General features: G+C 56.5%; 30 protein-coding genes. 14 read left to right on the top strand and 16 right to left on the bottom strand.

Going from position 1 to position 26,571, the window contains the following annotated elements:
* Nucleotides 1–49 precede the first annotated feature (49 nt).
* The 3 genes from ACA044_RS19250 (at nucleotide 50) to ACA044_RS19240 (ending at nucleotide 3,301) form a co-directional block, all read left to right on the top strand.
* Nucleotides 50–1,300, top strand: coding sequence for a lipoprotein-releasing ABC transporter permease subunit (locus tag ACA044_RS19250; protein WP_497442812.1), 1,251 nt, complete (start codon nucleotides 50–52; stop codon nucleotides 1,298–1,300).
* A gap of 7 nt (nucleotides 1,301–1,307) precedes the next feature.
* A complete protein-coding gene (gene lolD, locus ACA044_RS19245; protein WP_020700644.1) occupies nucleotides 1,308–1,991 on the top strand; it encodes a lipoprotein-releasing ABC transporter ATP-binding protein LolD in 684 nt (227 codons plus the stop codon).
* 65 nt (nucleotides 1,992–2,056) lie between these two features.
* Nucleotides 2,057–3,301 carry a lipoprotein-releasing ABC transporter permease subunit gene (locus tag ACA044_RS19240; protein ID WP_497442811.1) on the top strand — a complete coding sequence of 415 codons (1,245 nt, stop codon included), beginning with the start codon at nucleotides 2,057–2,059 and terminating at the stop codon, nucleotides 3,299–3,301.
* 105 nt (nucleotides 3,302–3,406) lie between these two features.
* Here the strand turns inward: ACA044_RS19240 and ACA044_RS19235 are convergent, their stop codons facing one another.
* Nucleotides 3,407–4,756 (bottom strand): heavy metal sensor histidine kinase, encoded by a 1,350-nt coding sequence (locus tag ACA044_RS19235; RefSeq protein WP_497442810.1) that lies wholly within the window; start codon nucleotides 4,754–4,756, stop codon nucleotides 3,407–3,409.
* Nucleotides 4,756–5,436: a heavy metal response regulator transcription factor gene (locus ACA044_RS19230; protein WP_258696483.1), complete on the bottom strand. Its 681-nt coding sequence runs from the start codon at nucleotides 5,434–5,436 to the stop codon at nucleotides 4,756–4,758. Before ACA044_RS19230 ends, ACA044_RS19235 begins: the two co-directional genes overlap by 1 nt.
* 156 nt (nucleotides 5,437–5,592) lie before the next feature.
* Here ACA044_RS19230 and copI point away from each other — a divergent pair, with 156 nt between their 5' ends.
* Nucleotides 5,593–6,129 (top strand): copper-resistant cuproprotein CopI, encoded by a 537-nt coding sequence (gene copI, locus ACA044_RS19225; protein WP_497442809.1) that lies wholly within the window; start codon nucleotides 5,593–5,595, stop codon nucleotides 6,127–6,129.
* 61 nt (nucleotides 6,130–6,190) lie between these two features.
* Nucleotides 6,191–7,021: an NADPH-dependent 7-cyano-7-deazaguanine reductase QueF gene (gene queF / locus ACA044_RS19220; RefSeq protein WP_497442808.1), complete on the top strand. Its 831-nt coding sequence runs from the start codon at nucleotides 6,191–6,193 to the stop codon at nucleotides 7,019–7,021.
* Between the two features lie 170 nt (nucleotides 7,022–7,191).
* Here queF and ACA044_RS19215 read toward each other — a convergent pair whose 3' ends face one another.
* On the bottom strand, nucleotides 7,192–7,455 hold the full coding sequence (locus ACA044_RS19215; RefSeq protein ID WP_497442807.1) for a DUF4404 family protein: 264 nt from the start codon (nucleotides 7,453–7,455) through the stop codon (nucleotides 7,192–7,194).
* A gap of 125 nt (nucleotides 7,456–7,580) precedes the next feature.
* On the bottom strand, nucleotides 7,581–8,201 hold the full coding sequence (gene pcrP / locus ACA044_RS19210; protein ID WP_497442806.1) for an HAD superfamily inactivated hydrolase PcrP: 621 nt from the start codon (nucleotides 8,199–8,201) through the stop codon (nucleotides 7,581–7,583).
* A 201-nt stretch (nucleotides 8,202–8,402) separates the two neighbouring features.
* On the opposite strand from pcrP, the gene ACA044_RS19205 reads away from it, so the two are divergent.
* The gene (locus tag ACA044_RS19205; protein WP_497442805.1) at nucleotides 8,403–9,092 is read left to right on the top strand and encodes an MlaA family lipoprotein; all 690 of its coding nucleotides are present in this window, start codon (nucleotides 8,403–8,405) and stop codon (nucleotides 9,090–9,092) included.
* A 139-nt stretch (nucleotides 9,093–9,231) separates the two neighbouring features.
* On the opposite strand, the gene ACA044_RS19200 is transcribed toward ACA044_RS19205, so the two are convergent.
* Nucleotides 9,232–9,531, bottom strand: a complete 300-nt coding sequence (locus ACA044_RS19200; RefSeq protein ID WP_497442804.1) for a PilZ domain-containing protein — start codon at nucleotides 9,529–9,531, stop codon at nucleotides 9,232–9,234.
* A gap of 276 nt (nucleotides 9,532–9,807) precedes the next feature.
* On the opposite strand from ACA044_RS19200, the gene rssB reads away from it, so the two are divergent.
* Both rssB and rssC read left to right on the top strand, forming a co-directional pair.
* On the top strand, nucleotides 9,808–10,989 hold the full coding sequence (gene rssB, locus ACA044_RS19195) for a two-component system response regulator RssB (RefSeq protein WP_497442803.1): 1,182 nt from the start codon (nucleotides 9,808–9,810) through the stop codon (nucleotides 10,987–10,989).
* On the top strand, nucleotides 10,989–11,471 hold the full coding sequence (gene rssC, locus ACA044_RS19190; protein ID WP_007935262.1) for an anti-sigma factor antagonist RssC: 483 nt from the start codon (nucleotides 10,989–10,991) through the stop codon (nucleotides 11,469–11,471). Before rssB ends, rssC begins: the two co-directional genes overlap by 1 nt.
* Before the next feature lie 255 nt (nucleotides 11,472–11,726).
* Here the strand turns inward: rssC and tal are convergent, their stop codons facing one another.
* Both tal and dusA read right to left on the bottom strand, forming a co-directional pair.
* A complete protein-coding gene (gene tal / locus ACA044_RS19185) occupies nucleotides 11,727–12,653 on the bottom strand; it encodes a transaldolase (RefSeq protein WP_497442802.1) in 927 nt (308 codons plus the stop codon).
* 178 nt (nucleotides 12,654–12,831) lie between these two features.
* The gene (gene dusA, locus ACA044_RS19180; RefSeq protein WP_497442801.1) at nucleotides 12,832–13,842 is read right to left on the bottom strand and encodes a tRNA dihydrouridine(20/20a) synthase DusA; all 1,011 of its coding nucleotides are present in this window, start codon (nucleotides 13,840–13,842) and stop codon (nucleotides 12,832–12,834) included.
* A gap of 102 nt (nucleotides 13,843–13,944) precedes the next feature.
* Between dusA and ACA044_RS19175 the strand changes: the two genes are divergently transcribed.
* Nucleotides 13,945–15,069 carry a site-specific integrase gene (locus ACA044_RS19175; protein ID WP_497447266.1) on the top strand — a complete coding sequence of 375 codons (1,125 nt, stop codon included), beginning with the start codon at nucleotides 13,945–13,947 and terminating at the stop codon, nucleotides 15,067–15,069.
* 1 nt (nucleotide 15,070) lies between these two features.
* On the opposite strand, the gene ACA044_RS19170 is transcribed toward ACA044_RS19175, so the two are convergent.
* The 6 genes from ACA044_RS19170 to ACA044_RS19145 all read right to left on the bottom strand — a co-directional run bounded on the left by ACA044_RS19170 (nucleotide 15,071) and on the right by ACA044_RS19145 (nucleotide 19,203).
* Nucleotides 15,071–15,346, bottom strand: coding sequence for a pyocin activator PrtN family protein (locus tag ACA044_RS19170; protein WP_497442800.1), 276 nt, complete (start codon nucleotides 15,344–15,346; stop codon nucleotides 15,071–15,073).
* A 29-nt stretch (nucleotides 15,347–15,375) separates the two neighbouring features.
* Nucleotides 15,376–18,096, bottom strand: coding sequence for a toprim domain-containing protein (locus tag ACA044_RS19165; RefSeq protein ID WP_497447265.1), 2,721 nt, complete (start codon nucleotides 18,094–18,096; stop codon nucleotides 15,376–15,378).
* A 5-nt stretch (nucleotides 18,097–18,101) separates the two neighbouring features.
* Nucleotides 18,102–18,335, bottom strand: coding sequence for a hypothetical protein (locus ACA044_RS19160; RefSeq protein WP_497442799.1), 234 nt, complete (start codon nucleotides 18,333–18,335; stop codon nucleotides 18,102–18,104).
* Between the two features lie 115 nt (nucleotides 18,336–18,450).
* Nucleotides 18,451–18,669: a hypothetical protein gene (locus ACA044_RS19155; protein WP_497442798.1), complete on the bottom strand. Its 219-nt coding sequence runs from the start codon at nucleotides 18,667–18,669 to the stop codon at nucleotides 18,451–18,453.
* Complete coding sequence (locus ACA044_RS19150; RefSeq protein ID WP_497442797.1) at nucleotides 18,666–18,956, bottom strand: Ogr/Delta-like zinc finger protein; 291 nt, start codon at nucleotides 18,954–18,956, stop codon at nucleotides 18,666–18,668. The genes ACA044_RS19155 and ACA044_RS19150 overlap by 4 nt, the downstream gene beginning before the upstream one ends.
* 49 nt (nucleotides 18,957–19,005) lie before the next feature.
* Entirely contained in the window at nucleotides 19,006–19,203 is a 198-nt protein-coding gene (locus tag ACA044_RS19145) for a DNA-binding protein (RefSeq protein ID WP_497442796.1), read from the bottom strand.
* A gap of 114 nt (nucleotides 19,204–19,317) precedes the next feature.
* Here ACA044_RS19145 and ACA044_RS19140 point away from each other — a divergent pair, with 114 nt between their 5' ends.
* Together ACA044_RS19140 and ACA044_RS19135 are read left to right on the top strand one after the other, a co-directional pair.
* The gene (locus tag ACA044_RS19140; RefSeq protein ID WP_497442795.1) at nucleotides 19,318–19,653 is read left to right on the top strand and encodes a helix-turn-helix domain-containing protein; all 336 of its coding nucleotides are present in this window, start codon (nucleotides 19,318–19,320) and stop codon (nucleotides 19,651–19,653) included.
* Between the two features lie 101 nt (nucleotides 19,654–19,754).
* Nucleotides 19,755–19,919, top strand: coding sequence for a hypothetical protein (locus ACA044_RS19135; RefSeq protein ID WP_497442794.1), 165 nt, complete (start codon nucleotides 19,755–19,757; stop codon nucleotides 19,917–19,919).
* 104 nt (nucleotides 19,920–20,023) lie between these two features.
* Here ACA044_RS19135 and ACA044_RS19130 read toward each other — a convergent pair whose 3' ends face one another.
* Nucleotides 20,024–20,317 carry a DUF3077 domain-containing protein gene (locus ACA044_RS19130; RefSeq protein WP_497442793.1) on the bottom strand — a complete coding sequence of 98 codons (294 nt, stop codon included), beginning with the start codon at nucleotides 20,315–20,317 and terminating at the stop codon, nucleotides 20,024–20,026.
* A 488-nt stretch (nucleotides 20,318–20,805) separates the two neighbouring features.
* Here ACA044_RS19130 and ACA044_RS19125 point away from each other — a divergent pair, with 488 nt between their 5' ends.
* Both ACA044_RS19125 and ACA044_RS19120 read left to right on the top strand, forming a co-directional pair.
* Complete coding sequence (locus ACA044_RS19125; RefSeq protein ID WP_497442792.1) at nucleotides 20,806–21,153, top strand: hypothetical protein; 348 nt, start codon at nucleotides 20,806–20,808, stop codon at nucleotides 21,151–21,153.
* A 1,027-nt stretch (nucleotides 21,154–22,180) separates the two neighbouring features.
* Nucleotides 22,181–22,477 (top strand): hypothetical protein, encoded by a 297-nt coding sequence (locus ACA044_RS19120; RefSeq protein WP_497442791.1) that lies wholly within the window; start codon nucleotides 22,181–22,183, stop codon nucleotides 22,475–22,477.
* 69 nt (nucleotides 22,478–22,546) lie between these two features.
* Here ACA044_RS19120 and ACA044_RS19115 read toward each other — a convergent pair whose 3' ends face one another.
* A complete protein-coding gene (locus ACA044_RS19115) occupies nucleotides 22,547–23,338 on the bottom strand; it encodes a toll/interleukin-1 receptor domain-containing protein (RefSeq protein WP_497442790.1) in 792 nt (263 codons plus the stop codon).
* A 1,092-nt stretch (nucleotides 23,339–24,430) separates the two neighbouring features.
* Nucleotides 24,431–25,330 (bottom strand): DNA/RNA non-specific endonuclease, encoded by a 900-nt coding sequence (locus ACA044_RS19110; protein ID WP_497447264.1) that lies wholly within the window; start codon nucleotides 25,328–25,330, stop codon nucleotides 24,431–24,433.
* 921 nt (nucleotides 25,331–26,251) lie between these two features.
* Between ACA044_RS19110 and ACA044_RS19105 the strand changes: the two genes are divergently transcribed.
* The gene (locus ACA044_RS19105) at nucleotides 26,252–26,431 is read left to right on the top strand and encodes a hypothetical protein (protein ID WP_497442789.1); all 180 of its coding nucleotides are present in this window, start codon (nucleotides 26,252–26,254) and stop codon (nucleotides 26,429–26,431) included.
* The last annotated feature ends 140 nt before the right edge of the window (nucleotides 26,432–26,571 follow it).

Genomic DNA, 26,571 nt, shown 5'->3' with positions numbered 1-26,571 from the left:
TCGACCCCCGCCACAAGGACGTTCCTTTTCCCTCCGAACAAGCCCCGACATGTTCAGACCTCTCTTCGTATTTATTGGCACGCGTTATACCCGTGCAAAGCGTCGCAATCATTTTGTGTCATTCATTTCCCTGACCTCGATGATCGGCCTCGCCCTGGGCGTGGTCGTGATGATCGTCGTGCTATCGGTCATGAATGGCTTCGATCATGAGATGCGCACCCGTGTGCTGGGCATGGTGCCCCACGCGACCATCGAGTCCGGTGAGCCGATCAGCGACTGGCAAAGCCTGGCCGCCAAGGTCAAGCAGAACCCTCAAGTGACGGCGGTTGCGCCCTTCGTCCAGATGCAAGGCCTGCTGACCAACAACGGCAAGGTGTCCAAAGTGCTGCTCAATGCCATCGATCCTGTGCAGGAGCGGCAGGTGTCGATCATTGATAACTTCATGCAGCAGGGCAAACTCGATGACCTGGCGCCCGGAAGTTTCGGCATTGTCATCGGCGACAAGGCCGCGGCCAAGCTCGGCGTGGCGGTCGGCGACAAGCTGACGTTTGTCGCACCGGAAGTCACCGTGACCCCGGCCGGGATGTTCCCGCGCATGAAACGCTTTACCGTGGTCGGCATTTTCCATGTCGGCGCCGGTGAGATCGACGGCTATCTGGGCATCACCAACCTGCAGGATCTGGCGAAGCTGCATCGCTGGAAGCCGGATCAGGTCCAGGGCCTGCGGCTGAAGTTCGATGACCTGTTCCAGGCCCCACGAACCGCGTGGAGCATCGCCCAGCAGCTCGGCGAAGACCATTACTACGCCCGCGACTGGACCCGCACCCACGGTAATCTGTATCAGGCGATCCGCATGGAAAAAGCCATGATCGGCCTGCTGTTGCTGCTGATCGTCGCCGTTGCTGCGTTCAATATCATTTCCACGCTGGTGATGGTGGTGAACGACAAAAAGGGCGACATCGCGATCCTGCGCACCCTCGGCTCCACGCCGGGGCAGATCATGGCGATCTTCATGGTCCAGGGCACGGTCATTGGTGTGGTGGGGACGCTGATTGGCGCCGTGGTCGGGATCTTCGCCGCGCTGAACGTCAGCGCCGCGATCTCGGCCCTTGAAGGGCTGATCGGCCACAAATTCCTGAACGCCGACGTGTATTTCATCGATTACCTGCCGTCGCAAGTGCAGAGCCAGGACGTGTTGATGGTCTGCGCGGCCGCGTTGGTCCTGAGTTTCCTCGCCACCCTGTATCCAGCCTGGCGTGCCGCGCGCACCCAGCCTGCGGAGGCGCTACGTTATGAGTGAGTCGGGCATGAGTGATAAAGCAATCTTGAGTTGCCGCAACCTGGGCAAATCCTACGTGGAAGGCCCGGAATCGGTAGAGGTTCTGGCGGGTCTGCAACTGGAACTGCATCCAGGTGAGCGTGTGGCGATCGTCGGTACGTCGGGTTCGGGCAAAAGTACCTTGCTCAACCTGCTGGGCGGCCTCGATACGCCCACCAAGGGCAGCGTCTGGCTGGCCGGTGAAGAGCTCTCGGCACTGAACGAAAAGGCCCGTGGCCTGCTGCGCAACCGGTCGCTGGGTTTCGTTTACCAGTTCCACCACTTGCTGCCTGAGTTCACCGCGCTGGAAAACGTCTGCATGCCGCTGCTGATCGGCAAAACCGCAATCCCCGAAGCGCGTCAGCGTGCGACGGCGTTGCTGGAGCGGGTAGGGCTGGGCCATCGTCTGGAGCACAAACCGGCGGAATTGTCCGGTGGCGAACGCCAGCGTGTGGCCATCGCCCGCGCCCTGGTGAACAAGCCAGGCCTGGTGATGCTCGACGAGCCGACCGGCAACCTCGACTCCCATACCGCCCAGGGCATTCAGGATTTGATGCTGGAACTCAGCACCTCGATGCGCACGGCGTTCCTGGTGGTGACCCACGACATGAACCTGGCTCGCCAGATGGATCGCGTCCTGCATTTGCAGGAAGGTTACCTGACTCCCATCTGATTGGCCGAAACCCGGCGCACTGAACAGTGCGTCGGGTCTTTTTTTTTTATACGGTGCCCCAGCGAATGTTCAGACCGTTATCGATCTTTATCGGCACGCGCTATACCCGCGCCAAGCGCCGCAATCGCTTTGTTTCCTTCATTTCGATGACCTCGATGATCGGCCTCGCCCTGGGCGTGCTGGCGATGATCGTGGTGCTGTCGGTGATGAACGGCTTCCAGCGTGAAATGAGTTCGCGCATCCTGGGCATGGTGCCCCACGCGACCATCGTCGGTGTGAACCCTATCGACGATTGGCAGCCGGTGGCCGCCGCGGCGATGAAGAATCCTGAAGTGACAGCGGCAGTGCCGTTTACCGAGATGGAGGGCATGCTGTCCTACAAGGGCACCATGCAGCCGATCCAGGTCAGCGGTGTCGACCCGGCGTTGGAAGGCAAGGTGTCGATCGTTGCCCAGCACATTGTTCAGGGACGGCTCGACGCCTTGAAGCCGGGCGAGTTTGGCGTGGTGATCGGTGAGATCACTGCGCGGCGTTTTCGTTTGAGCGTCGGCGACAAGATCACCCTGATCGTACCGGAAGTCAGTACCGCACCGGGCGGGATTACCCCGCGCATGCAGCGGCTGAACGTGGTCGGCGTGTTCAAGGTTGGCGCCGAGCTGGACGGCTCCATGGCGCTGATCCACCTCGCCGATGCCGCGCAGATGCAGCACTGGCAGCCGAATCAGGTGCAGAGCGTGCGCTTGGCGGTGAAGGATCTGTACGCCGCGCCGCAAGTGTCGAGCGACATCGCGACCGGCCTGGGCGCCACTTACAAGGCTGATGACTGGACCCACACCCAGGGCAGTCTCTTCAGTGCGATGAAGATGGAAAAAACCATGATCGGCCTGCTGTTGCTGATGATCGTCGCGGTGGCGGCGTTCAACATCATCGCCACGCTGATCATGGTAGTGAACGACAAGGGCGCGGACATCGCGATCCTGCGCACCATCGGCGCGACACCTCGGCAGATCATGGCGATCTTCATGGTGCAAGGTACGGTGATCGGGGTTGTCGGCACGTTGATCGGTGGTGTGCTGGGTGTGATCGCAGCGTTGAACGTCAGTGAGCTGGTGGGCTGGATGGAGCGGGTCAGCGGGCAGCACATCTTCAGTTCCGATGTGTACTTCGTCAGTAACTTGCCGTCCGAATTGCAGGGGGCGGATGTGTTGTTGATCTGTTCCGCCGGTTTCATCATGAGCTTTTTGGCGACGGTGTATCCGGCGTGGCGGGCGGCGAAAGTCGAGCCGGCTACCGCGTTGCGGTATTCGTAGCCTTTTACACCGCCATCGCGAGCAGGCTCGCTCCCACATTTTCCGAGTCGACTCAGGTCCAATGTGGGAGCGAGCCTGCTCGCGATAGGGCCGGCCCTGCTGGCCTCAATCCCCTTTTGGCAACTCAATCACAAACCGCGTCCACCCCTTATCCGATTCGCAACGAATCTGCCCGCCATGGGCGCGGATGATCGACTGGGTGATCGCCAATCCCAACCCCGCATGTTCACTGCTGCCTTCACGGCGCGCCGGATCGGCTCGGTAAAAACGATCAAACAAGCGCGGCAGCAAATCCTCAGGAATCCCGTCCCCACTGTTTTCAACGGTCAGGCTCAAGCCGGTGGGCTGATCAATGATATTGATTCGCACCGCGCCACCGACCGGGGTAAACCGCAACGCATTGTCCAGCAAATTGGAAAGCGCCCGACGCAACATGCTGCGGTCGCCCTGCATGCTCGCGCCGCCGTCACGACTCAACTGCACCTGGGCGTCCTCGGCCAGTGGCGCAAAAAACTCCAGCAGCACATCCGCTTCTTGCGCCAATTCCAGCGGTTCGCGCTTGGGCATCAGCAAGCCATGGTCAGCCTTGGCCAGGTACAACATGTCGTTGACCAGTTGCGCCATCCATTGCAGTTCTTCGAGGTTGCTGTGCAGCGCTTCGCGGTAATCCTCAAGGGGGCGAGGGCGGGTGAGGGTGACTTGGGTGTGGGTCAGCAGGTTCGACAGCGGTGTACGCAGTTCATGGGCAATGTCGGCAGAGAAGGCCGAGAGCCGCTGAAAAGAGTCGTCGAGGCGTCCGAGCATGGCGTTGAAGCTGTGGGCCATTTCCGCGAGTTCCGGCGGCATGTCTGCTTCTGGCAGGCGCGCGTTGAGCGATTGCGCCGACACGCCACTGGCGACCGCACTCATGCGCCGCAACGGGCGCAAACCACTGCGCGCCGCCCAAGCACCGAGCAGGGCGGTGGCCAGCGCCGACAAACCAACCGTCAGCCAGATCAGGTGCTGCATGCGTTGCAGAAAGTGCTGGTGATGGGTGATGTCCAGCAGCAAGGTCAGTTGCGGTGAGTCGGGTTTGTCGGGGAATAGCGGCGCATTCAGGACGCGGTAGTCGGTGCCGTCGTCGCTCACCGTGGACAGGCCCGGCTGGCGCGGCAAATCTTTGGGTATACGGGCCGAGCTGTCGTACAACCGCTGACCGTCACTGCCAAGGATGCGCAGCGAAAGATCGGCTTGTCGGCTCAATTCATCAGCCAGTCGGGCCTCGGCTTCGCTGGACTGAATGTCATCCAGCGCCCGGCGCAAACCAATCAGTTTGCCGTCCAGCAACTGCTGGTCCAACTCGACAAAGTGCGCCTCGCTGGCGCGGCTGAACAGCACCCCGGCGAACAACGACACTACCGCGGTGCAGGCCGCAAACAGCAGCGCCAGACGGCTGCTTAATGAAAGTCGGCGCATCAGGCAGGGCGCTCCTCAAGGACGTAGCCCATGCCGCGGACGGTGTGGATCAACTTGTTCGGGAAGTCATCGTCGATCTTCAGGCGCAAACGGCGGATCGCCACTTCGATAACGTTGGTGTCGCTGTCGAAATTCATGTCCCACACCTGGGAAGCGATCAACGACTTGGGCAAAACTTCGCCCTGACGCCGTAGGAGCATTTCCAGCAGAGCGAATTCCTTGGCGGTCAGGTCGATGCGCTGACCGTTGCGCTCGACCCGGCGACGGATCAGGTCCAGGCGCAAGTCGGCCAGTTGCAGGCTGGTTTCCTGAGGCGTAGCGCTGCCGCGCCGCAGCAGGCTACGTACCCGGGCCAGCAATTCGGAGAAGGCGAAAGGTTTGACCAGATAGTCGTCGGCGCCCAGTTCCAGGCCGTGGACCCTGTCCTCCACCGCGTCTCGGGCGGTAAGAAACAGTACCGGCGTGTCGAGGCCTGCCCCGCGTACCGCTTGCAGAATCTGCCAGCCATCGCGACCGGGCAGCATCACATCGAGGATCAACAAGGCGTAGTCGCCGCTCAACGCCAGTTGCTGGCCAGTGCTGCCGTCGGCCACCAGTTCGGTGTTGAAACCGGCCTCAGTCAGGCCTTGGCGCAGGTAGTGGCCGGTTTTCGGTTGGTCTTCGACGATCAGCAGTTTCATGGGCGACTCGGGGGCAGTTGGAACAGGTGCGTTATACCGTGGGCGGCGGCGATGCAGGTCAATCTGACAAAGTTGTAATCTGCCTGTCAGGTGGGTGGCAGAACACGCGGGTTAGAGTTTCCCACAAGCTGAACCTTATCTTGTTGGAGTGCGACTATGTTTTTGCGAAAGCGTCTGGTATTGGCCGCTTGCTTGCTGGCCCTGAGTTTCGGGCTGGAGGCCTCGCCGGCGCAGACCTACGACTTCGGTCAACCGGCCTCGGCCGCCCAGGCGACCCGCAGCGTTGAAGTGGTGATGGGCGATATATCGTTTACTCCCAAGGCGATCGAGATCAAGGCCGGGGAAACCGTGCGTTTTGTGCTGGTGAATAAAGGCCAGTTACTGCATGAATTCAACCTCGGCAACGCGGCGATGCATGCCCGGCATCAGCAGGAAATGCTCCAGATGCAGCAAAGCGGCATGCTGACGCCTACAGGCATGAAGGCAATGGACCACGGCTCCATGGCCGGAATGGGCGATTCCTCCGCAGGGCATGGGATGAAACACGATGATCCGAACAGTGTGCTGGTGGAGCCGGGCAAAACGGGCGAACTGATCTGGGCCTTCACCAAGGCCACCCAACTGGAATTTGCCTGCAATATCCCAGGCCACTATCAGGCCAGCATGGTCGGCAAACTGACAGTCAGTCAGTAAGCACTCAAAGGCGGAAGCAAAGACTGGTAGAATCCGCTGATTCTTCAGTCAGGTTTCCGCCATGCATCCCGCAGCCGAACACTCGCCGCTGGGCAAATCCAGCGAATACATCGCCACCTACACGCCGTCCTTGCTGTTCCCGATCCCGCGCACCGCGAAATGGGCCGAGCTGGGCCTGACGGCGCAAACCCTGCCGTACAAGGGCGTGGACTTCTGGAACTGCTTCGAGCTGTCGTGGCTGCTGCCGTCGGGCAAGCCTGTGGTGGCGATTGGCGAATTCAGCATCCCGGCGGATTCGCCGAACATCATCGAATCGAAGTCGTTCAAGCTGTACCTCAATTCCTTGAACCAAACGGCGTTTGCCGATACCGCAAGCCTTGAAGCGACACTGGCGAAAGACCTCTCGGCCGCTGCCGGCAAACCGGTGGGCGTGCGGATTCGCAGCCTGAAAGAGGTTGAGGCTGAAGGTGTCGTGGCGTTGCCGGGTGTGTGCATTGATGACCTGGACATCAGCGTCAGCAACTATGAGCATCCGCGCCCGGAACTGCTGCGGTGCGATGAATCGCGCATTGTTGAAGAGTGCGTGCACAGCCATTTGCTCAAATCCAACTGCCCGGTCACCAGCCAGCCGGATTGGGGCAGCGTGGCGGTGGAGTATCGCGGCGCGGCGCTGGATCATGCGAGTTTGCTGGAATATATCGTGAGTTTTCGTCAGCACTCGGACTTCCATGAGCAGTGCGTGGAGCGGATTTTCCTCGACCTGCAACGGTTGCTGAAGCCAGAGAAACTGACGGTGTATGCACGGTATGTGCGTCGCGGCGGGTTGGACATCAACCCGTATCGCAGCACCGAAGAAGTGCAACTGCCGAACCATCGTCTGGTCCGTCAGTAAAGAATCCATGTGGGAGCGGGCTTGCTCGCGAAGACGTCGGCACATTCAACATCAACGTGCCTGCTAGACCGCTTTCGCGAGCAAGCCCGCTCCCACAACGGATTGCATTTCAGGTCGCAGATATTAAAAAGCCCCGCTATCGATAGCGGGGCTTTTTGCATCTGGCGGGTTCAGATCCCCATGTTGCCCAAGGCTTGCACGATGTTGCGCAAGGTCCCGGCAAGGGTCGGGTGGTCGATTTCGAAGCGCTCGACGGCCAGGTTCACATTGTCGGCGAGGTTGGTGTCCTGGGTTTTGGTTTCCAGCTCAAGCTCAAGTTCGATCTGTTCCATCAGCGCGTGCAGGTCAGCGCGCTCGGCTTCGGTCAGCGGTGGATTCTGTTCCAATTGCTCGCGCAGTTTGTTGAGCTGTTCTTGCAGTTCGCGGGCAGGCATGGCGTTCTTCCTTTTCTCGATAGGCACTGGCATAGACCGCAGCAGCGCGCCAAAGGTCTATGGCTGACCTTTAGATTAATCCACTCCCGGGCAGCCTGCATGCATTCATAGGTGTGAGGTGGCGATCAGGGCTTTTCGCCCTTGAGCCGACGCAGGCTGATATCGGCCAGGCAGGTGTCGAGTTCGCCCAGGTGATCGATCACCGAATGCACGCCCAGGCCGAACAACTGCACCGTCGCCTTGCCGCGCAGGTGTTCCCGTTCCTTTTGACTCAAGGCCTGCCATTCGCTTGGGGCCAGCCCGCACAGCGAGCCGCAGGACGCCAGGCCAATGGTCCACAACCCGGCGTTCAGGCCCGATTGCAGCAATCGCGGTTCGCCGCTGACCAGCACGCAACCGTCCAGACGCTCGACATTCAACGCCATCAAGGCTTGCCAGCAGGCATTCGGGGCCGGCCATGGATTGATTGTTGCCGGGTGTTGCGAAGGTTTGATCCAGGCCGGGAGTGTCATGGCCAGAGAGTGGCTGAGGGCAGGGGGCAGTTCATCGAGCCACGCGCAGGGAATCTGTTGGCGCTGCAAGCTGGACAGGCTCTCCAGAGTGCCGGGCGTGACATCGGCGTGCTCGGCAGTCAGTGTGCCGGGTTGACGGGTGCGGGCGCCGAAATCCACCAGACATCCACTGAGGCCGAACAGTACAGCGGTCAGGCTGGGTGCGATGAGAGGCGAGGTTTCGGTGCGTGGCATATCAACATCCTTGAAATAGGGACAAGGCTATTCGTGGACGGTGACAGTTGAGTGACACTGATGTGAATCGCTCACAGCCAGGAAGAATCATCCGCGCGCCGCGCACGCACGGTGCTGCCTAAACCGGGTTTCCATCATATACTAGCGGCCTTTGCGTCTGGGCCAAGCGCCCGCGTCAGTACAAATCCAAGGAGTTTCTCTATGCGCTGGAGCAATCAACTCGCTCAGCTTTGTATATGTGCCAGTGTATTGCTGGTTCCGTTCGCGGTCCAGGCTGCCACGGAAGAAGACCCTTGGGAAAGCATCAACCGCCCGATCTACAAGTTCAACGACTTTGTCGACACCTACGCACTGAAACCGTTGGCCCAAGGCTATCAGTTCGTCACGCCGAAGTTTCTGGAAGATGGCATCCACAACATGTACCGCAACGTCGGCGATGTGACCAACCTCGCCAACGACGTGTTGCAGGCCAAACCCGCCGCGGCTGGCGTCGACACCGCACGCTTGATTTTCAACACCACCTTCGGCCTGCTGGGCTTCTTCGACGTGGGCACCCAGATGGGCCTGCATCGCAATGACGAAGACTTCGGCCAGACGCTCGGTTACTGGGGCGTGGGTAGCGGTCCGTACTTGATGCTGCCGCTTCTGGGGCCAAGCACCTTGCGTGATGCGCCTTCCAAGTATGTCGACGGCTATACCGGTCCGTACAGTTACATCCACGATGTGCCAGTGCGTAACTCGATCTTCGGCCTGAACATCGTCGACACTCGCGCCAGCTTGCTGTCGGCCGAGAAACTGGTCAGCGGCGACAAATACACCTTTATTCGCAATGCGTACCTGCAAAACCGCGAATTCAAAGTCAAAGACGGCCAGGTCGAAGACGATTTTTAATCTCGACCGGTAAAGCGAAGAAGGCGGCCATTTGGTTAATGCCTGTCAGTTAAGCGAAATCCCACAGGTTTCGTTCCTTAACTGACAGGCATTAGCCATTTGGCTGCCTTCTTCGTTTGGCTTGCGGATTAAATCTGGGTTATTTCATTTTCAGGATTGTAAGCCCGAGTTTCTGACTGGCACCGTCCTGTGCTTTCACCCACACCACCTCGGTATCGGCCTCAAGGCCTTTTAGCGCCGCATGATCGGAATCAATCCGCACACTGAGCCGGTCACCGACTTTGAACAGGCGGGCCGCCTCAACCTGCATGCCACTGCTGGAAAGGTCGATGCAGACGGCTGGCACCTCGTCGCCTTCATGAATCAGCGACACATCGGCATCGACCCGCATGCGGATGAAATCGCGCTTTTCGCTGTAGTCCCGATCAGTTTGGCTCATGGGCTTGATCCTTCCATTGGGTTACGGTTTTGCCTGTTCTTATAACTCCCGGTGATTTGACAAGTAAAGACGTCAAGCGACCATCGGCGTGAGCTTGAAACGCCTCGCGGATGGGAGTACCGTCTGCGCCTTAGAAGGGCACCTTTGGTGTACCTGTAAGTAGGGCAAGCGCTCGAAAACGGTGCGGCAGAGAGGCTAGAAAGCGAATCCAGTAGTGTGTGCAGGGCCCAATGCCCAGCCTGCTACGCCAACCTAATTCTGGCGCCGTTTGCCCACATGCCAAAAACCAGTGCCACGCTGCTGATAATCGATGATGACGAAGTAGTGCGCGCGAGCCTCGCGGCCTACTTGGAAGACAGTGGTTTCAGTGTCTTGCAGGCCAGTAATGGTCAGCAGGGTCTTCAGGTATTCGAGCAAGACAAGCCCGACTTGGTCATCTGCGATCTGCGCATGCCGCAGATGGGCGGACTCGAACTCATTCGCCAGGTCACCGAGCTGTCGCCGCAAACCCCGGTAATCGTGGTGTCGGGCGCCGGTGTGATGAACGACGCGGTCGAGGCCCTGCGCCTGGGTGCGGCGGACTACCTGATCAAGCCTCTCGAAGATTTGGCCGTGCTCGAGCATTCCGTGCGCCGGGCCCTGGATCGTGCGCGCCTGCTGCTGGAAAACCAGCGCTACCGCGAGAAGCTGGAAAAGGCCAACCGCGAGCTCGAAGCCAGCCTGAACCTGCTCCAGGAAGACCAGAACGCCGGTCGCCAGGTGCAGATGAACATGCTGCCGGTCAGCCCCTGGAGCATCAACGAGTTCCAGTTTGCTCACCAGATCATCCCGTCACTGTACCTGTCGGGCGATTTCGTCGACTACTTTCGGGTCGACGAGCGTCGGGTAGCCTTCTATTTGGCAGACGTTTCCGGTCATGGCGCTTCTTCAGCCTTCGTCACCGTACTACTGAAATTCATGACCACGCGCTTGCTGTTCGAATCCAAGCGCAACGGCACGTTGCCGGAATTCAAGCCTTCAGAGGTCCTTGGTCATATCAACCGGGGGCTGATCAGTTGTAAGCTGGGTAAACACGTCACAATGGTCGGTGGAGTCATCGACGAGGAGACAGGTTTGTTGACCTATAGCATCGGCGGTCATCTGCCGTTGCCTGTGTTGTACACGCCAGACAGTGTTCGTTACCTGGAAGGGCGCGGTCTGCCGGTGGGCCTCTTCAATGAAGCCACCTACGAAGACCACGTACTGGAACTGCCACCGGTGTTCAGCTTGACGCTGATGTCTGATGGCATTCTGGACCTTTTGCCAGAACCCACACTCAAAGATAAAGAAGCTGCCTTACCTCAAAGGGTGATGGCGGCGGGCGGCAGCCTGGATGGTCTGCGCCAGGTTTTTGGATTGGCCACGCTAGGGGAGATGCCGGATGATATCGCCCTGTTGGTGTTGAGCAGGAATCTTTAATGAGTACCGGTAGAATCCAGTTCGCCGAGCAGGACGGCACCTTCGTCCTGAAGTTCGTCGGTGAAGTTCGCCTGACCCTGTGTTCGGCGTTGGATGCGACTATTGAGCGGATCTTCACCGCGTTGAATTTCAACGCCATCGTGATCGACCTGACCGAAACCCGCAGCATCGACAGCACCACCCTGGGCCTGCTGGCCAAACTGTCAATCCTGTCGCGGCAAAAGGTCGGCCTGCTGCCGACCGTCGTCACCACCCACGAAGACATCACCCGTCTGCTGCAGTCCATGGGCTTCGAGCAAGTGTTCAACATCGTTGACCGCCCGATCCCATGCCCTGAATGCCTGACCGACCTGCCAGACCAGGACCAGTCCGAAGAAGTGGTGCGGATCAAAGTCCTCGAAGCGCACAAAATCCTCATGGGCCTGAACGACTCCAACCGTGAGGCGTTTCATGACCTGGTGAATGCGCTGGAGCGTCATTGATTCCTGGTCAGGTGATGACAGCCTGCTAATCAATTCCGAAGGCTGGGTCGCCTGACCCGACGCCTTCGCGAGCAAGCCCGCTCTCACATTAATCTTGCCTCGATCACAATTTCCCTGTGGGAGCGGGCTTGCTCGCGAAGGCGCCACAACGATCACCACATCCACCCGCGCGAAGCCCATCCAATCTCCACCGCCAACACACAAAAAAGGGCGAACCCGCTAAGGTTCGCCCTTTTTGCACTGCGTCAAACTAGTTCACAGCTTGGCCTGCAACAACGCCTCAAGCTTCTCCTGATCCCGAGCAAACTGACGAATCCCCTCAGCCAGCTTCTCGGTCGCCATGGCATCCTCGTTGGACAACCAACGGAACTGCGCTTCATTCAAGCTCAGACGCGCTTCACCGGCATGCCCCGGTGCCAATTTGCGCTCCAGCTTGCCAGTATCCGCCGCCAGTTTCTCCAGCAGATCCGGGCTAATTGTCAGGCGATCACACCCAGCCAACTGCTCGATCTGATTCAGGTTACGGAAGCTCGCGCCCATGACCACCGTCTTGTAGTCATTGGCCTTGTAGTAGTTGTAGATGCGCGTCACCGACTGCACACCCGGATCATCCGCGCCGGTGTAGTCGTTGCCGTTGGCCTTCTTGTACCAATCGTAGATACGACCCACGAACGGCGAAATCAGGAAAACCCCAGCGTCAGCACACGCCGCGGCCTGAGCGAAAGAGAACAGCAAGGTCAGATTGGTCTGGATGCCTTCCTTTTCCAGCTTCTCGGCAGCGCGGATGCCTTCCCAGGTCGAAGCGATCTTGATCAGCACACGGTCACGGCCAACGCCGGCCTTTTCGTACAGGTCGATCAGACGGTGCGCACGCTTCAATACGGCGTCAGTGTCGAACGACAGGCGCGCATCCACTTCGGTGGAAATACGGCCAGGGATCACTTTCAGAATCTCTTGCCCTACCGCAACGCCAAAACGATCGCTGGCCAGGCCCACATCACCCTTGCAGTCGCTGACACAAACGTTCAGCAACTCGGCATAACCGGGAATGGCCGCCGCTTTGAGCAGCAGGGAAGGGTTGGTGGTAGCGTCCACGGGTTTAACGCGAGCGATAGCTTCGAAGTCGCCGGTGTCGGCAACCACGGTGGTCATTTGTTTGAGTTGTTCCAGCTTGGAAGTCATGGGCGTGCTCTGTCCTATGGGTCTAATGACATTACCCGAGCGCTTGCAGCCACTCAAGGGCGCATACATGTATCGATGGCCCCAGCGGCAACATCCTGAAAATGGATGTTTGAAAGGCGGGGCGTGGTATCGGTAGATACGATGCTGAAATGGGGCGCAGGTTCAAAGCAACTGACCATTAACGCCCCTCCAACAACTCCGCAGCCTGATCCAGCAACGCCAAAGGCTCTTTAGCCTTGTGAATATCCACCGACAACAACTGCCGAAACTTCCGCGCCCCCGGAAACCCGGTACCCAGCCCCAGCACATGCCGGGTGATGTGATGCATCGCCCCACCCGCCAGCAGATGCTCGGCAATATAAGGCCGCAACTGCGCCAGCGCCTCGGCCCGGCTGATCACTGGCGCCGTGCTGCCGAACAGTTGCTGATCCACCTCAGCCATCACATAAGGGTTGTGATACGCCTCACGGCCCAACATCACGCCGTCGAACGTCTGCAAATGCTCGTGACAGGCCTCCAGCGTCTTGATCCCGCCGTTGAGAATAATCTCCAACTCCGGAAAATCCGCCTTCAACCGCGCCGCCACGTCATAGCGCAGAGGTGGAATGTCGCGGTTCTCCTTCGGCGACAACCCCTCCAGAATCGCAATCCGCGCATGCACCGTAAAACTCGTGCACCCGGCATCCCGAACCGTACCGACGAAATCACACAGTTCCTCGTAACTGTCCCGCCCATTAATCCCGATCCGATGCTTCACCGTCACCGGAATCGACACCGCATCACGCATAGACTTCACACAATCGGCCACCAACTGCGGATGCCCCATCAGGCACGCCCCGATCATATTGTTCTGTACCCGATCACTCGGGCAGCCGACATTCAGATTCACCTCGTCGTAGCCGTGCTCCTGGGCCATGCGTGCGCAGGCGGCCAGGTCCAGCGGAACACTGCCGCCGAGTTGCAGGGCTAGCGAGTGTTCGGCTTCGTTGTGACGCAGGAAGCGCTCGTGATCGCCGTTGAGCAGCGCGCCGGTGGTGACCATTTCGGTGTAGAGGAGGGCGTGCTTGGAGAGCAGGCGCAGGAAGAAGCGGCAATGGCGGTCTGTCCAATCCATCATGGGCGCAACGCTGAAGCGCCTAGACACTGTAGAGCTTGAATTTACTGGGGTTGTAGCAAGATTTTGTATCATTTTGCTCTACGCGTTTGAGGCCTATTTTGGGGGGTAAAACGGCGTTTTGTACCAGTGGTTGGTACAATGTACCAATCCATTTTGCAATTGTACCAGGTGACCATGGCCACGATCAGAGCAAGGAAACGCACCGACGGCAGCGTCAGCTACACGGCACAGATACGCCTGTTTCGCGACGGTGCCCAAGTTTACCAAGAGAGCCAGACCTTCGCCCGAAAAGAGGCCGCCAAGGCCTGGGTTCGAAATCGCGAAGCCGAGCTGGACCAACCAGGCGCTATCGAGCGAGCAAACCGCAAAGGTGCGACAGTCAAGGAGATGATCGAACGCTATTTGCTTGAAATGAAGAAAGTCCGGCCGCTGGGCAAAACCAAGCTCGCCACTCTCAATGCCATCGGCGAGTCATATTTTGGCGGGCTGCACGACAAAGACATCAACAGCCAGAAGTTGGTGGAGTATGCGCTGTGGCGGATGGGTAAAGAGGGCGGAGACGTCAAACCACAGACGGCCGGTAACGATCTTTCCCACCTGGGCGCGGTGCTTGCAGTTGCTCGCCCTGCCTGGGGGTATGAAGTTGATTCGCAGGCGATGGGTGATGCCCGAAAGGTACTGAAAAAACTTGGCTACAACATGCGCAGCCGCGAGCGAGACCGCCGTCCTACGTTCGATGAACTGGATCGGCTACTGATGCACTTTCAAGGCATCCAAGCCCGCCGTCCGACGGCTATCAATATGCTCAAGATGGCGGGGTTCGCGTTGTTCTCCACTCGCCGCCAAGAGGAAATTACTCGAATTCAGTGGGCCGATCTGGATGAGGTCGGCCATCGGGTGCTGGTACGCGACATGAAAAACCCTGGCCAGAAGATCGGCAATGACGTCTGGTGCCACTTGCCGCCAGAAGCATGGGCCATTCTTCAAACAATGCCCAAAGAGCGGCCCGAGATCTTTCCTTATAATGCCGAGTCAATTTCCGCGTCCTGGACTAGGGCCTGCCAGTTTCTTGAAATAGAAGACCTGCACTTTCATGACCTGCGGCACGAAGGCGTAAGTCGGTTGTTCGAAATGGACTGGGACATCCCTCGGGTGGCGAGCGTTTCAGGGCATCGAGACTGGAACTCAATGCGCCGCTACACACATTTGCGTGGCCGAGGTGATGCCTATGTTAAGTGGGAATGGAAGGATAAAATCTTGCAAGCGCCGGTGGCACTGGGCGCCAGACTGTTGAAGTAGCTCAGCCCCTCCTAAGCGCGCCGGTCAGTTGATTGCTCTCTTTAATCGCAGCGGCGCGCTGCACATCCAGATATTCCGCCAGATCGGTGATGTGTATGCCTTTGGCACTCTTCTGACTCGCTTCCATGCGTGTAATCGGGATTCTTATTTGGCCTGCCATCACTTTGCGCTGGAACATGTCAGTGGTGAGGTGGGTGAAGTAGTCCTTGCAGACTCGGTCTAGGGGAATGACCACTTGGCCGTTGTATTGGGCCATGAGCACGAACAGAGTTTTCATCGTGTTGTTCCTTCAACTGAATTGAGCCGTTACGCGTTCTGGAATATCCAGCAACGAACGGTGGTTGGTTTCTTGACCATCGAGTTGTTCGTCGCTTGCGAAGCGCGAACGGCGCTGTAAATGGCTTTATTAATCTCCAGCAACTTGTGGCTACGGCTGTCGACCAACAGCGCGCGCAACGTCTTGAGGTCGGTGAGGTTCTGTCGGTGCTCACTGGCCTTTTCAGCGAGTTCGTTGAGGTTGATAGCGATGAGTTTCGAGTCGGTGCTGTGGTTGACCTGCGGACCATCGCCCAGGCTTTCGAGGTATTCGTAGACCTCCCAGAATTCAGCAACCAGAGGATGGTCAGCACTGATCGCGGATTGTCGCTCCAGAGCCATGGCTGTGAATTGCTGGTGAGTCGTGACGACCTGGTTCTCATCCAACGGGCAGATCAGGCACAGGCAATCGACCAAGGCCATCATCTGGCTGTGATTTTTGATGATCCGCTCAACACGGATTTCCTTGATCTTGCGCAGGCGCTGTTCATGCACAAGCACACGCTCGGCGAATTTCGTCATGACTTGCGGTTCTGCACGAATTGCCATCACGAGAAAGTGGCTTAGCTGCTCAACCGGGATCACGTTGAGGTTGTCGGCGGCCGCACGGCTCTCGGTGGTGACTTCTGGCCGTGCAAAGTGAGACTTGATAATCCGGGTCAGGATTGCCTCAGATGCGCTGACATCCGCGTTCTGGCTGATCGCAATGGCGCCGCGAAACGGCGGTTCATAAGTTTCGTTGCCACTGGTTTTCATGCCCTTTGTGCCGAGCGTGCCGCCTCCGAAGAAGTCTTTCAGCTCGTCCCAGTCGAAGCTCTTGGCGTGTGCCTTGTCCGGTTCGTTGCGATCGCCCTCGATCAGAACCACCGGCATGTTGGACACCTGGCCCATGGCTCGCTGCCGACCGGCGCGAGTCGATTTTGACGGATCAAACCCTTCGTGTTCCCGGCCCAACAGTTTCCACAGAAAGGTCAGCAGCGTGGTTTTGCCGGCGCCGGCTTCGCCTGTGACTTCAAGGAATGGGAAGGATTTGTACTTGGCCCGTATCTGCTCGGCGAACAACGCGCCGAACCAGAATGCCAGGGCGACGATTCCCTTGGTGCCGAAGCACAACCAGAGCATCGGCAGCCAGTCGGTCCGGTACTGCTTATGATCTCGCTGAATATGCATCTTGATCGACTTCTGCAGTGTCTTGAGCCGCAGCTTCCCAAACTCGAAAAAGTCCTCCTTGTTCACCTCGCACACCAGCCCATTGCGCATGGCCACATCACCGAACACATAAGCGCCGTATTCCTTGCTGTACCCCACGTAGTCGATCGTCTCTACGGTTTTCAGGCCGTACAGCTGATCCTTGAGGATCCTGTCGAGCTGTTTGCCGCTACCCGTGAACACCGCGCCGGCCGCCATGCTCAGCAGACGCTTTTTGAACTCGCTGGCCGCAGCAACCTGGCCACCAGTGAAAGTGTTTTTCACGCTTCCGCCGTCATGGGGAAAATCAACGCGAAAGTAGTACCAGGACTCATCGGTGACGTCGTTGCGTTGGAAGTACAAGGCCTGGGGATAGCAGTTCGCGATCTCCACTACACCACCACACTGACGCAAGGCTTTGGCCCGACGCTGCTTGTCGGTGAGTTGCTGATCTTCATGGCGCTCGGAGGTGTCCAGCGCCAGCATGGCCTTGTTGAATTTATCCAGGTCCATCTTGAACCAGTACAGGCGGCTCTCGTACCCGAAATGAAACTCATGGCTTTCACGCCATTCGTACATCAGCACGCCTTTCTCGGCGGCGCTTTCGGCGATCAGCAGGGCGCCGTAGTGCCGCGCAGTCCTGAGGTCGTGTTCGACTTGCTCGGCGCGTTGCTCGCTGTCTTCGATGAATTGCCAGCGTTGGTGCAGGTCGTTCCAATCGACCTTGCGGTTGTCTGGCTGTGGGATCTGCGCGGCGTCGCAGGTGTAACCCAAGGCACGCGCTTCGCGGACCCAGCGCTTTGTGTAGCGGTGAGCGCCGGGTTCGTTATCCAGTGCCCAAACCAATTTGGGGAGCTTTCCACCGCGATGGCGAGAGAGTTCTTTAAGCGATGTTTCAGGGAACACATTGGAGGACATGGCCGACACGGCCGCGATACCGTGATGAGCCAGGGCAATCGCATCAAAGATGCCTTCGACAATCCACAGCTCTTTGATCTCAAGCAATTCAACACAAGGCGGACACCACCATGTGCCTCGGTAACTTTCACCCGGTTGAAACCGGGCTTTCATCTTGCCGAAGCGGTGCGGCCGGTCGATCAACCGTTCCCAGTAACCACCCTTGTCCAGGGCGAAACGCACGGTCGCGCTGCCGGCATTCAATTCGCCGGAGTAGTACGTCTCCTGGGTAAACCAACCTTGGATCAACTCAAAGCGAAAACCTCGGGCAAACTCCAGATAAGCCCGAGCAGTCGCAGTAGGGTATTGATCGGAGGAGGGCGCGCGTTTGCTCCAGTCGTCGAACAGGTCCTCATAGATCTCCTTCAGGTGCCAACGCTGCCCGCATTTGCTCTCACGGCCACAAATGATCAGCCAGGGATTGGAGTCGCGGGTGTACAGCTCCTTTTTGCCGCACGCGGGGCATTTACCGCCGCGCAGATAGTCGGTGCTGAGGCGTCTCTTCAGGCCGTAGTCGTTCGCAAGACGCTGCAATATCTCGGCGCGAAGCGTGTTCGATAACTCCATCACGATTAGAACCTTTGGCCGAGGCTGAGCGAGAGCGTGCCGATCAATCGCTTCTGCGCTGCCATCATCGGAAAGGTTGCGATCAGTGAGTCATGCCGCAGATATTCAGGGACAGCGTTAAAGCGCTCCTCATACCAGTACGCGTTGAACTGGTCGGCGTAATTCGCGCGAAGCGTCTCAAGCAAAATGACTGCCTGTTCACGGGGCAGTGTGGTGAAGATATCCACGTCGTCTTCCATGTGTGTCTCAAATTTTGGGCGCACCTCACCCATACCCAGTCGGGCATAGGTGTGAGGTTTGTTGAGCTGGGGGTTACCTGGTGTTCGTCAGGTCATTTGCGTGGAGCGATGTGCTCTATTGTACGTGGTCCTGGATTTCACTCCATGCCAAGTGCACCAATTTTGTTGCGATACTGGTGGGCACTTCAAGCGCCACGCTTAGATGGCGCACGCAGCTTTCGAAGAGCTGGTCTGAATCGGCCAAGTATTCCGCCTGGTGGCGCAGCAGGTACGCGCGAGCCGCTTCCTGCATGCTGGTGCGGTAATCCTGTGTGCAATGTTGCGTAGGGGTCATGGTGCAGTCTCCTGTCCTTGGTTCGGCAGTAACTCCAACTGATCGCTGGCTTGTTTCATGACTTCACGACGCAACGCCGTATCGGCCAGAGGGAGCTTGACGGTGGGGTTAGCCATACCGCTGGGGCTCATCTCATGGGTCATTTCGAACTCAGCGCGTACCGACCAGCCGCAGGCTTCATTGGTGCACTGCAAGTAAGCGACACGCAGAAAAATGTGCGTCCCTTCGCTGGTGCGTATCCGCATTCGGGATTGGCAGTGAGGGCAGACCAGTTTGTAAGTGCTCAATAGGTGCATCCTTGCGCTGTGCTAGCGATGTGGCCGGGTTTGTACTCGATCAGCTGACGATGCCTTCCTTAATGCCCAAGAACACAGCCGCGCGATGAGCCTGGCCGCGGCGTCCCTTCTTCCGGCCATTCAGCAAATCGCTGACCAGATTGCTGTTCAGCGCGTTCTGGCGGCAGAACTCGGCAATGCTGAGACCTTTTCGATCAAGTGCTGCTCGGGCTTGCTCGGGTGTGAGGGTGGCGGGCATAGTGTCCATTCGTGGGCATCCGTGTTGATTTGGCGCCATTATGCCCAAACAGTTGGGCCTGTAAAGGGTGAAAGCTTGAAAAGTTGTGCATCTAAACAAGACTTGGACGTTGGCGTGGGCGAGCGCTTACGCGAAGAAAGGACGCTGCTGGGCCTCAATCAGGATGCCTTTGCGCAGCTCGGCGGCATCACCCGCAACACCCAGGGGAGCTATGAGAAGGGCGAGCGAAACCCTGATTCCGCCTACCTTGCGGCCGTGGCCACGGCGGGGGTTGATGTGTTGTACGTTCTGACAGGCGGGCGTTTGCAGCAGGCTGTCGAAGGATTGGATGAGGCAGAAAAACAGTTGATCCATCAGTTCAGGACGCTGTCCGAGTATGACCAAAAAGCTGTGCATCGGATCGTCGGTGCGATGTCCGAAGTCACCAGCCTTTCAAACGCCAAGAAATAACTCGTCGATATTTAAAACATTCGTTACGACGGATTTCAGTTTTGATTTTCCGCACTCCTAAGTAACGTTGCGCCCGCAATGCACTTAAAGGAGTAGTGGGCATGTTGGATCAGGATGAAAAAGAGAACATTCGCGGGGATAAAACCAATAGCGAAAATTCTGAGCTGACACAAGATGAGTGGAAACTTCTTACATGGTACAGAGAAATGTCTGATACGGATCGAGGTTATATCCGGCATGTTGCGCAGGCACTGGCGGCGCTCTGATCGGTGTGGAGCAATAGGGAAGCTAGTTAAATAATTGTTTGACTGCACCGAGTACTCTTAAAAAACCCGGCTATCCGCCGGGTTTTTTGTGCGCTCATTGAATACTATTTGGCGACTTTCATACTCGCTCTGACAGGTCTCGGTGTTACTGCTTTGACCACATCGTCAATCACCGCCTTTCCCATTGCCGTCAAATAGTGCGCGGCCCATGAAAAACGGTCGGATTCTCTGTCGTAAGCAGCGTCTTTTGTCAGTGCTTTGGCCAGGAACAGCAGATCAGAAGCCATTGCCAATGCTGCGTCGACAGGAACGCCAGCGCTGACGTGGAACAGTGCGTTGTCTTTGCAATAGATGCAGGGGGTGAAACCGATGGTTTTTGCTTCTGCTTGGTCTGTCATTGATCACCTCCAAAGATGCAGAGGTGAAGAGGCGGGGAGCTGCGCAGCGAAGAAAGAGGGTTAGTAATCGGACGAACTTCGGACAGATCTATTTTGTTCATTATCAATTCCCTTGATTGAGGAACTGCCACTTAGCTGTCTCAAAGCTTGGGTGGCAGCCATGCGTGGTGTGAGACCCGGCAATCAAGGTAACCGGTAGGCCCGAAGGCCTTCCACGCACAGCCGCCATAAAACCTAATTGCAGACGAAAAAAACGCCTCAATAGGTTTTTTGGCGCTTTGCGCCTTGATAGTCCCCGGGGTCTCACGCCCGATCGCTGAATATGCAGCGATGTTTGGAGAGTATCCCAGCAAAGACTGGATTAACAAGGCAGTACCGTGCTCAAAAGCACAGCAAGCGTAACACCTTACGCAACTTTCGGATTTTGCCTACAACTTCGACATGAGTCCAACCAATATTCTGAAAAGAACACAGCTAAGAGTGGAAAAGTGAACGTGATGAAAGCCGACGGTTACACCGCACAAATCGAGTACAGGGACGAAGACGGCCTTTTGATCGGACATAACGCGGGCATCAAGGACATCGTTGGCTTCCATGGCGAGTCAGTCGATACGTTGCAAGAAGCCTTTGCTGAGGTATTCGCGGATACCTGGAGACGTTCGCCAAGCGAGGGCGCACCCCATGGCTGGAACAAAAAGAAAGACGCTGCCCCACAGCGTACGAATCAAACCCTCAACCGCTACGCCGAGACGTGGCAGTGCTGGCCCAAGCGCAATGCACATGACTTGAACGACAGGCGAAAAAAAACCGCCTTTGCGGGGGCGGTTCTTTTGTAAGCCTCAGCTTGCGGCCGAGGCTTAGTACGTCTCACGGACAGCACTGGCGTGGCACCATCTTATTAATCTTTGCTCAACCTTGCAACGTTATTTTGCCCTCCACGAATAGTGTTATCAGAGGGCATCAAAAGCGATTTACGGCGCTTAATATAGGGCATATAACTCTGACAGAAATAACGTTTTACAAAAACAGTTAATCCCTTGGCTCTCAGGCCTCAAAGATAAGCCGTTGCGTTTGAATTTCTAGGTTAATATGCCGTCGCTCGCACGCTAGTGCAGCGGTGAGGTTTGGCCGGTGACATAACAGTTTCAGGCCCTCTGACACGGTTTTGCACCCGTGCCGGAATGATGGCTCGGGGGGATCTCAACCGGCCGCCTCACAGACGGCACTGGCGTGCATGTCCGAAGGCACTCGTGATCCGGTAAGTGTGCTGGAGGTTTGGCCCCCAACCTTGGAGGCCAAAACGTATGAAGCTTTTGTTGCGTACGTTGAGCCTCGTATGGAGATTGTTTAAAGCGTTTCGCTTTTACGAGTTCCTGCGAGACCACTTTGACGACCTGAAGTAACGGTCGTTGATGTGGGGAAAAGCCCGTGTCAGTTTCGGCTGATGCGGGTTTTTTTTGGTCTCATTAAGCTGTCAAAAGTAATATTTCAATCAGCCGACTTGCTGGCTAGAGTAGGGCATTTCGTCGGCATCTGTAGGTGTCATCCGAGGACTCCGAATATACTGGTTGTATGCACAGTATTTGCATTGAGGTCTGAACTGATGAACACCTCCACTATTCCAACGGTTTCCGCTTTGGGAAAGGATCTCCCCCACTGGCAAACCATGCTCGCAGACAAAACCGCACTGCTCGCCCAGGTGCGCATCACAAAGCCCTACTGACGTTGGCTCATGCGTTGCACCGAGACAAACTGATCGACAAAGACGATCTAGGAGAACTGCTGGAAATGGCAGACGGCGCACTGGCTTTTGCCGTCGAAGCGATGCTCGACATCGACCCTGACGAGTAGGGGGCTGAAAAAATGTACGTACTGGTCACCCCTATGAGATCACGCGGCATCGCACTTGATGCCAAAGCTCGACGTCAGTACGCCGCGATCCGAGGTAATGTCATGGTCAATTCAGCGGTCTGCGAGCAACTGGGCCGAGCGTCTAACGTCGCTCGCGTGGAGGTGGGCATGCCGCTCGATCCCGATCCACTTCCCCCATTGCTGGACGCAACGCTCGCAGGTATGGCGGTCACCGGGTTTGTATTGAGTGGGATCGAGTACATCGATGGCTGTGCATATGCGCAGTCTTGGTGGTGTCGAGAGGGATAGCGACTAATGAAAAGCGAGGAGCAATGGGGGCTGACGCCCCCAGAGTTAGCCTGAACCCAATGAAACAACTTATGCCTTTCGTGGAATCGGATTCCACTGATTCTCGGCGACTTCGTGTAAGACGCCCAACAGTACTAATGGCACGTCTTTCGATTTACCAAGCTTGATGCGCAGAGGATGTTTGGGAGTAATCGCTCCCCCCATGGTTCGAAACAAAATGGCGTGTGCTTTGCCTCCATTTTTGTCGGTCAACGTGTCCTTGTTGAAGCCACCAAAGAAAGCCTGGCCATTCACCATGGACCAAGTAATTTCGTCTTCAGCGTTCGTGGTACCGAGCAGAAAGCTCGCGTTGGGCTCCATCAGATGTGAAGCTTGGATGGTCACCATGATTGAGCCATCCGCTTCCGAGACCTCCGTGTAGGTTAAGTTGGAGAACCCTTGATGCTGAGGCGTAAACGACGCGCTCCCTTGGGTAACGCTAACAATTTGGGCAATCGCTGCTTCCAGCCCAATCGAGTGCATATCGATGTACAAAGTTTGAGTGAGCAGTGCCGGCATCGGACTGCCGTCAACCCTAACAGGGATCATCCTGGTCTTGCCGCGTGTCGCAGCATGCAGAGCGTTTTGCCATTCGAGCTGTACCATTTGACTGGCTAGACTTTTGGCAGACACGAAGAAGAAAACGTATTCGGGCGCCTCGAGTCCTTTGTTCATCTGATCGATGATGCCGTCGCCAGGGCGAATGGACCAAGAGTCGTAAAAGACCTCCGACTCACCGAATATTTGGGCAAGCCTGATCGCCACCGGTTCAACGATTGGTTTATCTGCGTGGTTGTGGCTCAGGAAGATCTTGTGGCTCATAACAGAACCCTTGGTGATGGTGATGGCATAACGATACCTGTCCGGAGCTCACCTCTCAATTGCAAACGCCAAGTCAATGCACCTTGTAGGCTTCGCTGCGTTTGCAGTGCTTAAAGTCTTATAAATTCCTACGGCAACCCGAACGAAAACGGGGGCCAAATGGCCCCCGTTTTGCTTTTACACCTCCTGAATAATCCTGATCAAACGAATCGACCAATAAGCAGCCTGAAACGCCCGAATCAGTTCTTCGGGAAGATACTTCTGAATGAAGGACCGCATAGGCGAATTCTCCAAAGGGTTGGCGGAATTTGCTCCGATGTAACGCCGGAACAAATAACTTTCCACTTGCGCTATGACAAACCTTGAACTAATTCGCAAGCTCATCGGAATGGTTAAAGGATGAATTAACGAATTAACGAATTAACGCACGGTTGACGGTTCGGCCACAGGCCAATACCCTTTGAGATGCGAGTAACAAAGGTGTACGGCTGCAAGTGGTGAGGCGAGATTACCACAGGTATTCCTCCGGGAATCAACCACAAAATTTTTGCCTTCGGGACCCGCCTCTGCGCGGGTTTCGTCGTTTATAAACGACGGAGATTCCAATCTTTAACGGAGGCCGTGGAAAACAGCGGGTTTAACGGTGGTGCCACCTCGACCAGCAAATAGGTCAAATAGGCAAGATTGCCTATTGTTTACCCTTTAGTGTAAAGTTGCTATCCGACGAACGGTAGGTGGCTGTTAATAGATATCCAAAGATATCTATTGATAGCTGTATATTTTTTGAGCGTCTTTGGGTTTTTCCAAATTTTCTATATACAGAGTAGAAGTTCTCTATATATAGAGAAAACTCCTTCACTTCCGGAATCGGACGTTGGTTGACGCCTGATGTTTTGCCTAGGTTTGGTTGTTTTTGCCTACAGAAAATCCACCAGATCAGATAGTTCGGGCATTTTTTCCTCGGCTCCCAAGGTGTGGCTAGCCGTTCAGGTTTTACGATTGGAGTTCGTGAGGCAATGGCTGGGTCCGGCCACTGCCAAAGTTAAGGCTCTTTCAAGGATGGTGCTGAGCCCGTCAGCCTTCCGGGTTGGTCTATTGAGTAGGCTGCTCAACGGCTGCGGTGCAACCGATCTTTCGCGGTAAATTTCCCCGCTTCGACTTCAGTGCGGCCTGAACGTTGTCCGGAAGGTTGCTCCACAACGTCAGGCCCGAACGTTCCTCGATGTCCGCGACCGTCACCTGGTAGTCACAGAAGTTCGCCGCGCGTGGCGTTTCCTGCTCCATGATGAAAGCCGCAAATTGGCCGTCGGCAGGCGTGCTGCCCAAGAAGATCACCTTCCAATAACCACTGGGGATCGTGTGTACTTTATTGGTGCCCGGGAGAGACCCAATCTTCCTTTCGTACAACGGTCCTGTCGCTACGTAGACCGCATCGATACCAGGCGTTTTACCCAGGTTGCGCTCCTGATCCTCCAACCGAGCCCACGCGCCCCGGTTCAGGCCTTCTTTTTGCGGCGTAATATTGCTCAGATAGTTCAGAGGTTGCCAATCAGTAATCCCTCCCATCGAAGCCAAGTTGGCTTGATGGCCTCTGTCCAGGTCCAAGGCAACATAGGCCCCGTTGTAGTCCACCGGGTTCAGCGTTTCCTTCGCAGGTATATCTGGGTCTGGTTCCCAGTTGCGCGGGCGATTGGGGGCGGGGGTGTCCTTGGTGATTTTGTAGGCGACCCAATTGGCGAATTTCGTTGAGCCGTTGTTATTCAGCGTGTAGGCATCGCGAACGATTGTTACCTCGCCACCGCCAGATGGGCACCCGACTGCGCAGTTATCAACGGTAGAAATCTCAACTCTAGAGCGTTGAGTGCTAGAAAGCACCGCATCCTGTACTTGCTGGAATCTACCGTCGACCTCAACCGACCGCGGGGTGGTACATGCAGCCAGTAGTGGAAATATGACGAGCAACAGCGAGCTTGTTTTCGGCATTCCTTGCATCATTCGCTCCTTCAGAAAACGCTGAACGTAGACCGCCAGATTCGATAAGACTAGACGTTCCATGCCTCAAGGCGACCTGACAGGAGTTCGGAGCAAAAAAAAACCGCCTTAGGAGGGCGGTTTTTCTTCGCAAGACCGGTTAGGAGCCAGGCTTGCACGCTCACAGGGAACGCTTAGTGCCACGAAAGCTTATATGCTCGTACTACTGCAATGCAATATATGTCGATTAGTGGCAATAGTGCCCCGGCACCTTTATCTGCAAGGGGGTGGCGCATTTTGGGCTCTGTTAGCGCCTCGTTTCCGGCAGTATTCAGACTACTGCATCGCATGGCGGTCTGTCGGTTATGTTTCTCGGATGTGCTGGGATTGGCTGTTTCCTAGCGAATTTTCTCGTTACCATGCGTACATTCCCGTGCTGATCAGCTCTTGAGCTGGTCACCAATGCACGGGGATTTTTTGCCCTCCTGACACGGATTAGGAACCCGTGCCGGATTCACTCGGGAGGCATTAGATCTGCCGCCTCACAGGGAACGCTTAGTGCAAGCTCCCCGAAGGTACGCATGTTCCGGTAAGCGTACTGGAGGTTTGGCCCAACCTAGGGAGGGCCAAGTATGTCTAAGTTCAGACGTACGTGGGACTTCGTGGTGGTTTGTGTACGTGTTCATCACGTATACGAATTGCTCCGAGACTACTTTGATGATCTGTAAGATCTGAAAAGGGAACCGCTTCAGCCTCGGCTGAGGCGGTTTTTTGCCTACAAAAAATCCATCAAATGAAGCCGTTCCGGTGTTTTTTCCTCGTCTCAGCCCTGCCCAACGCCCTCTCAAACAAGAACCCTCCCACATATCCAGAAAGCGCTTTCTTGCTAAAAAAATACCTCCCTACGGCAAGTCGCCCTAGGCATCAGAAAAGGATTTTCTAATGCCCTACGTCCTATCCTTCGAAGTCCACAGACACTACGAAATTCGCCACGATACGGTCAGTGAAGCCATTGCCTGTTACGACGAAACCTATCGCCTGATCGGCGCCTGGCTAAAAAAACACGATGCCAGCGCCGATCTATGCAGCGTTGAGACCGGGAGGGTTTGTTCAGCTGTATAGAGGAATAACGGTATTGGAAGCTGCCGTGGAATTTGGAGAGGTCATTCAGTGGCGAATGGGCGATGATTCCGTGATTCGATCGTGGATGAAGCCGCGGTTAAGCAAATAGCGAATACCCCCGTGACGTTTGTGCGTTGTGG

The organism is Pseudomonas sp. LBUM1673 (genome assembly GCF_059695645.1).
Note: the sequence above shows the minus strand (reverse complement) of the source record. Positions and strands in the feature narration are given on the sequence as shown.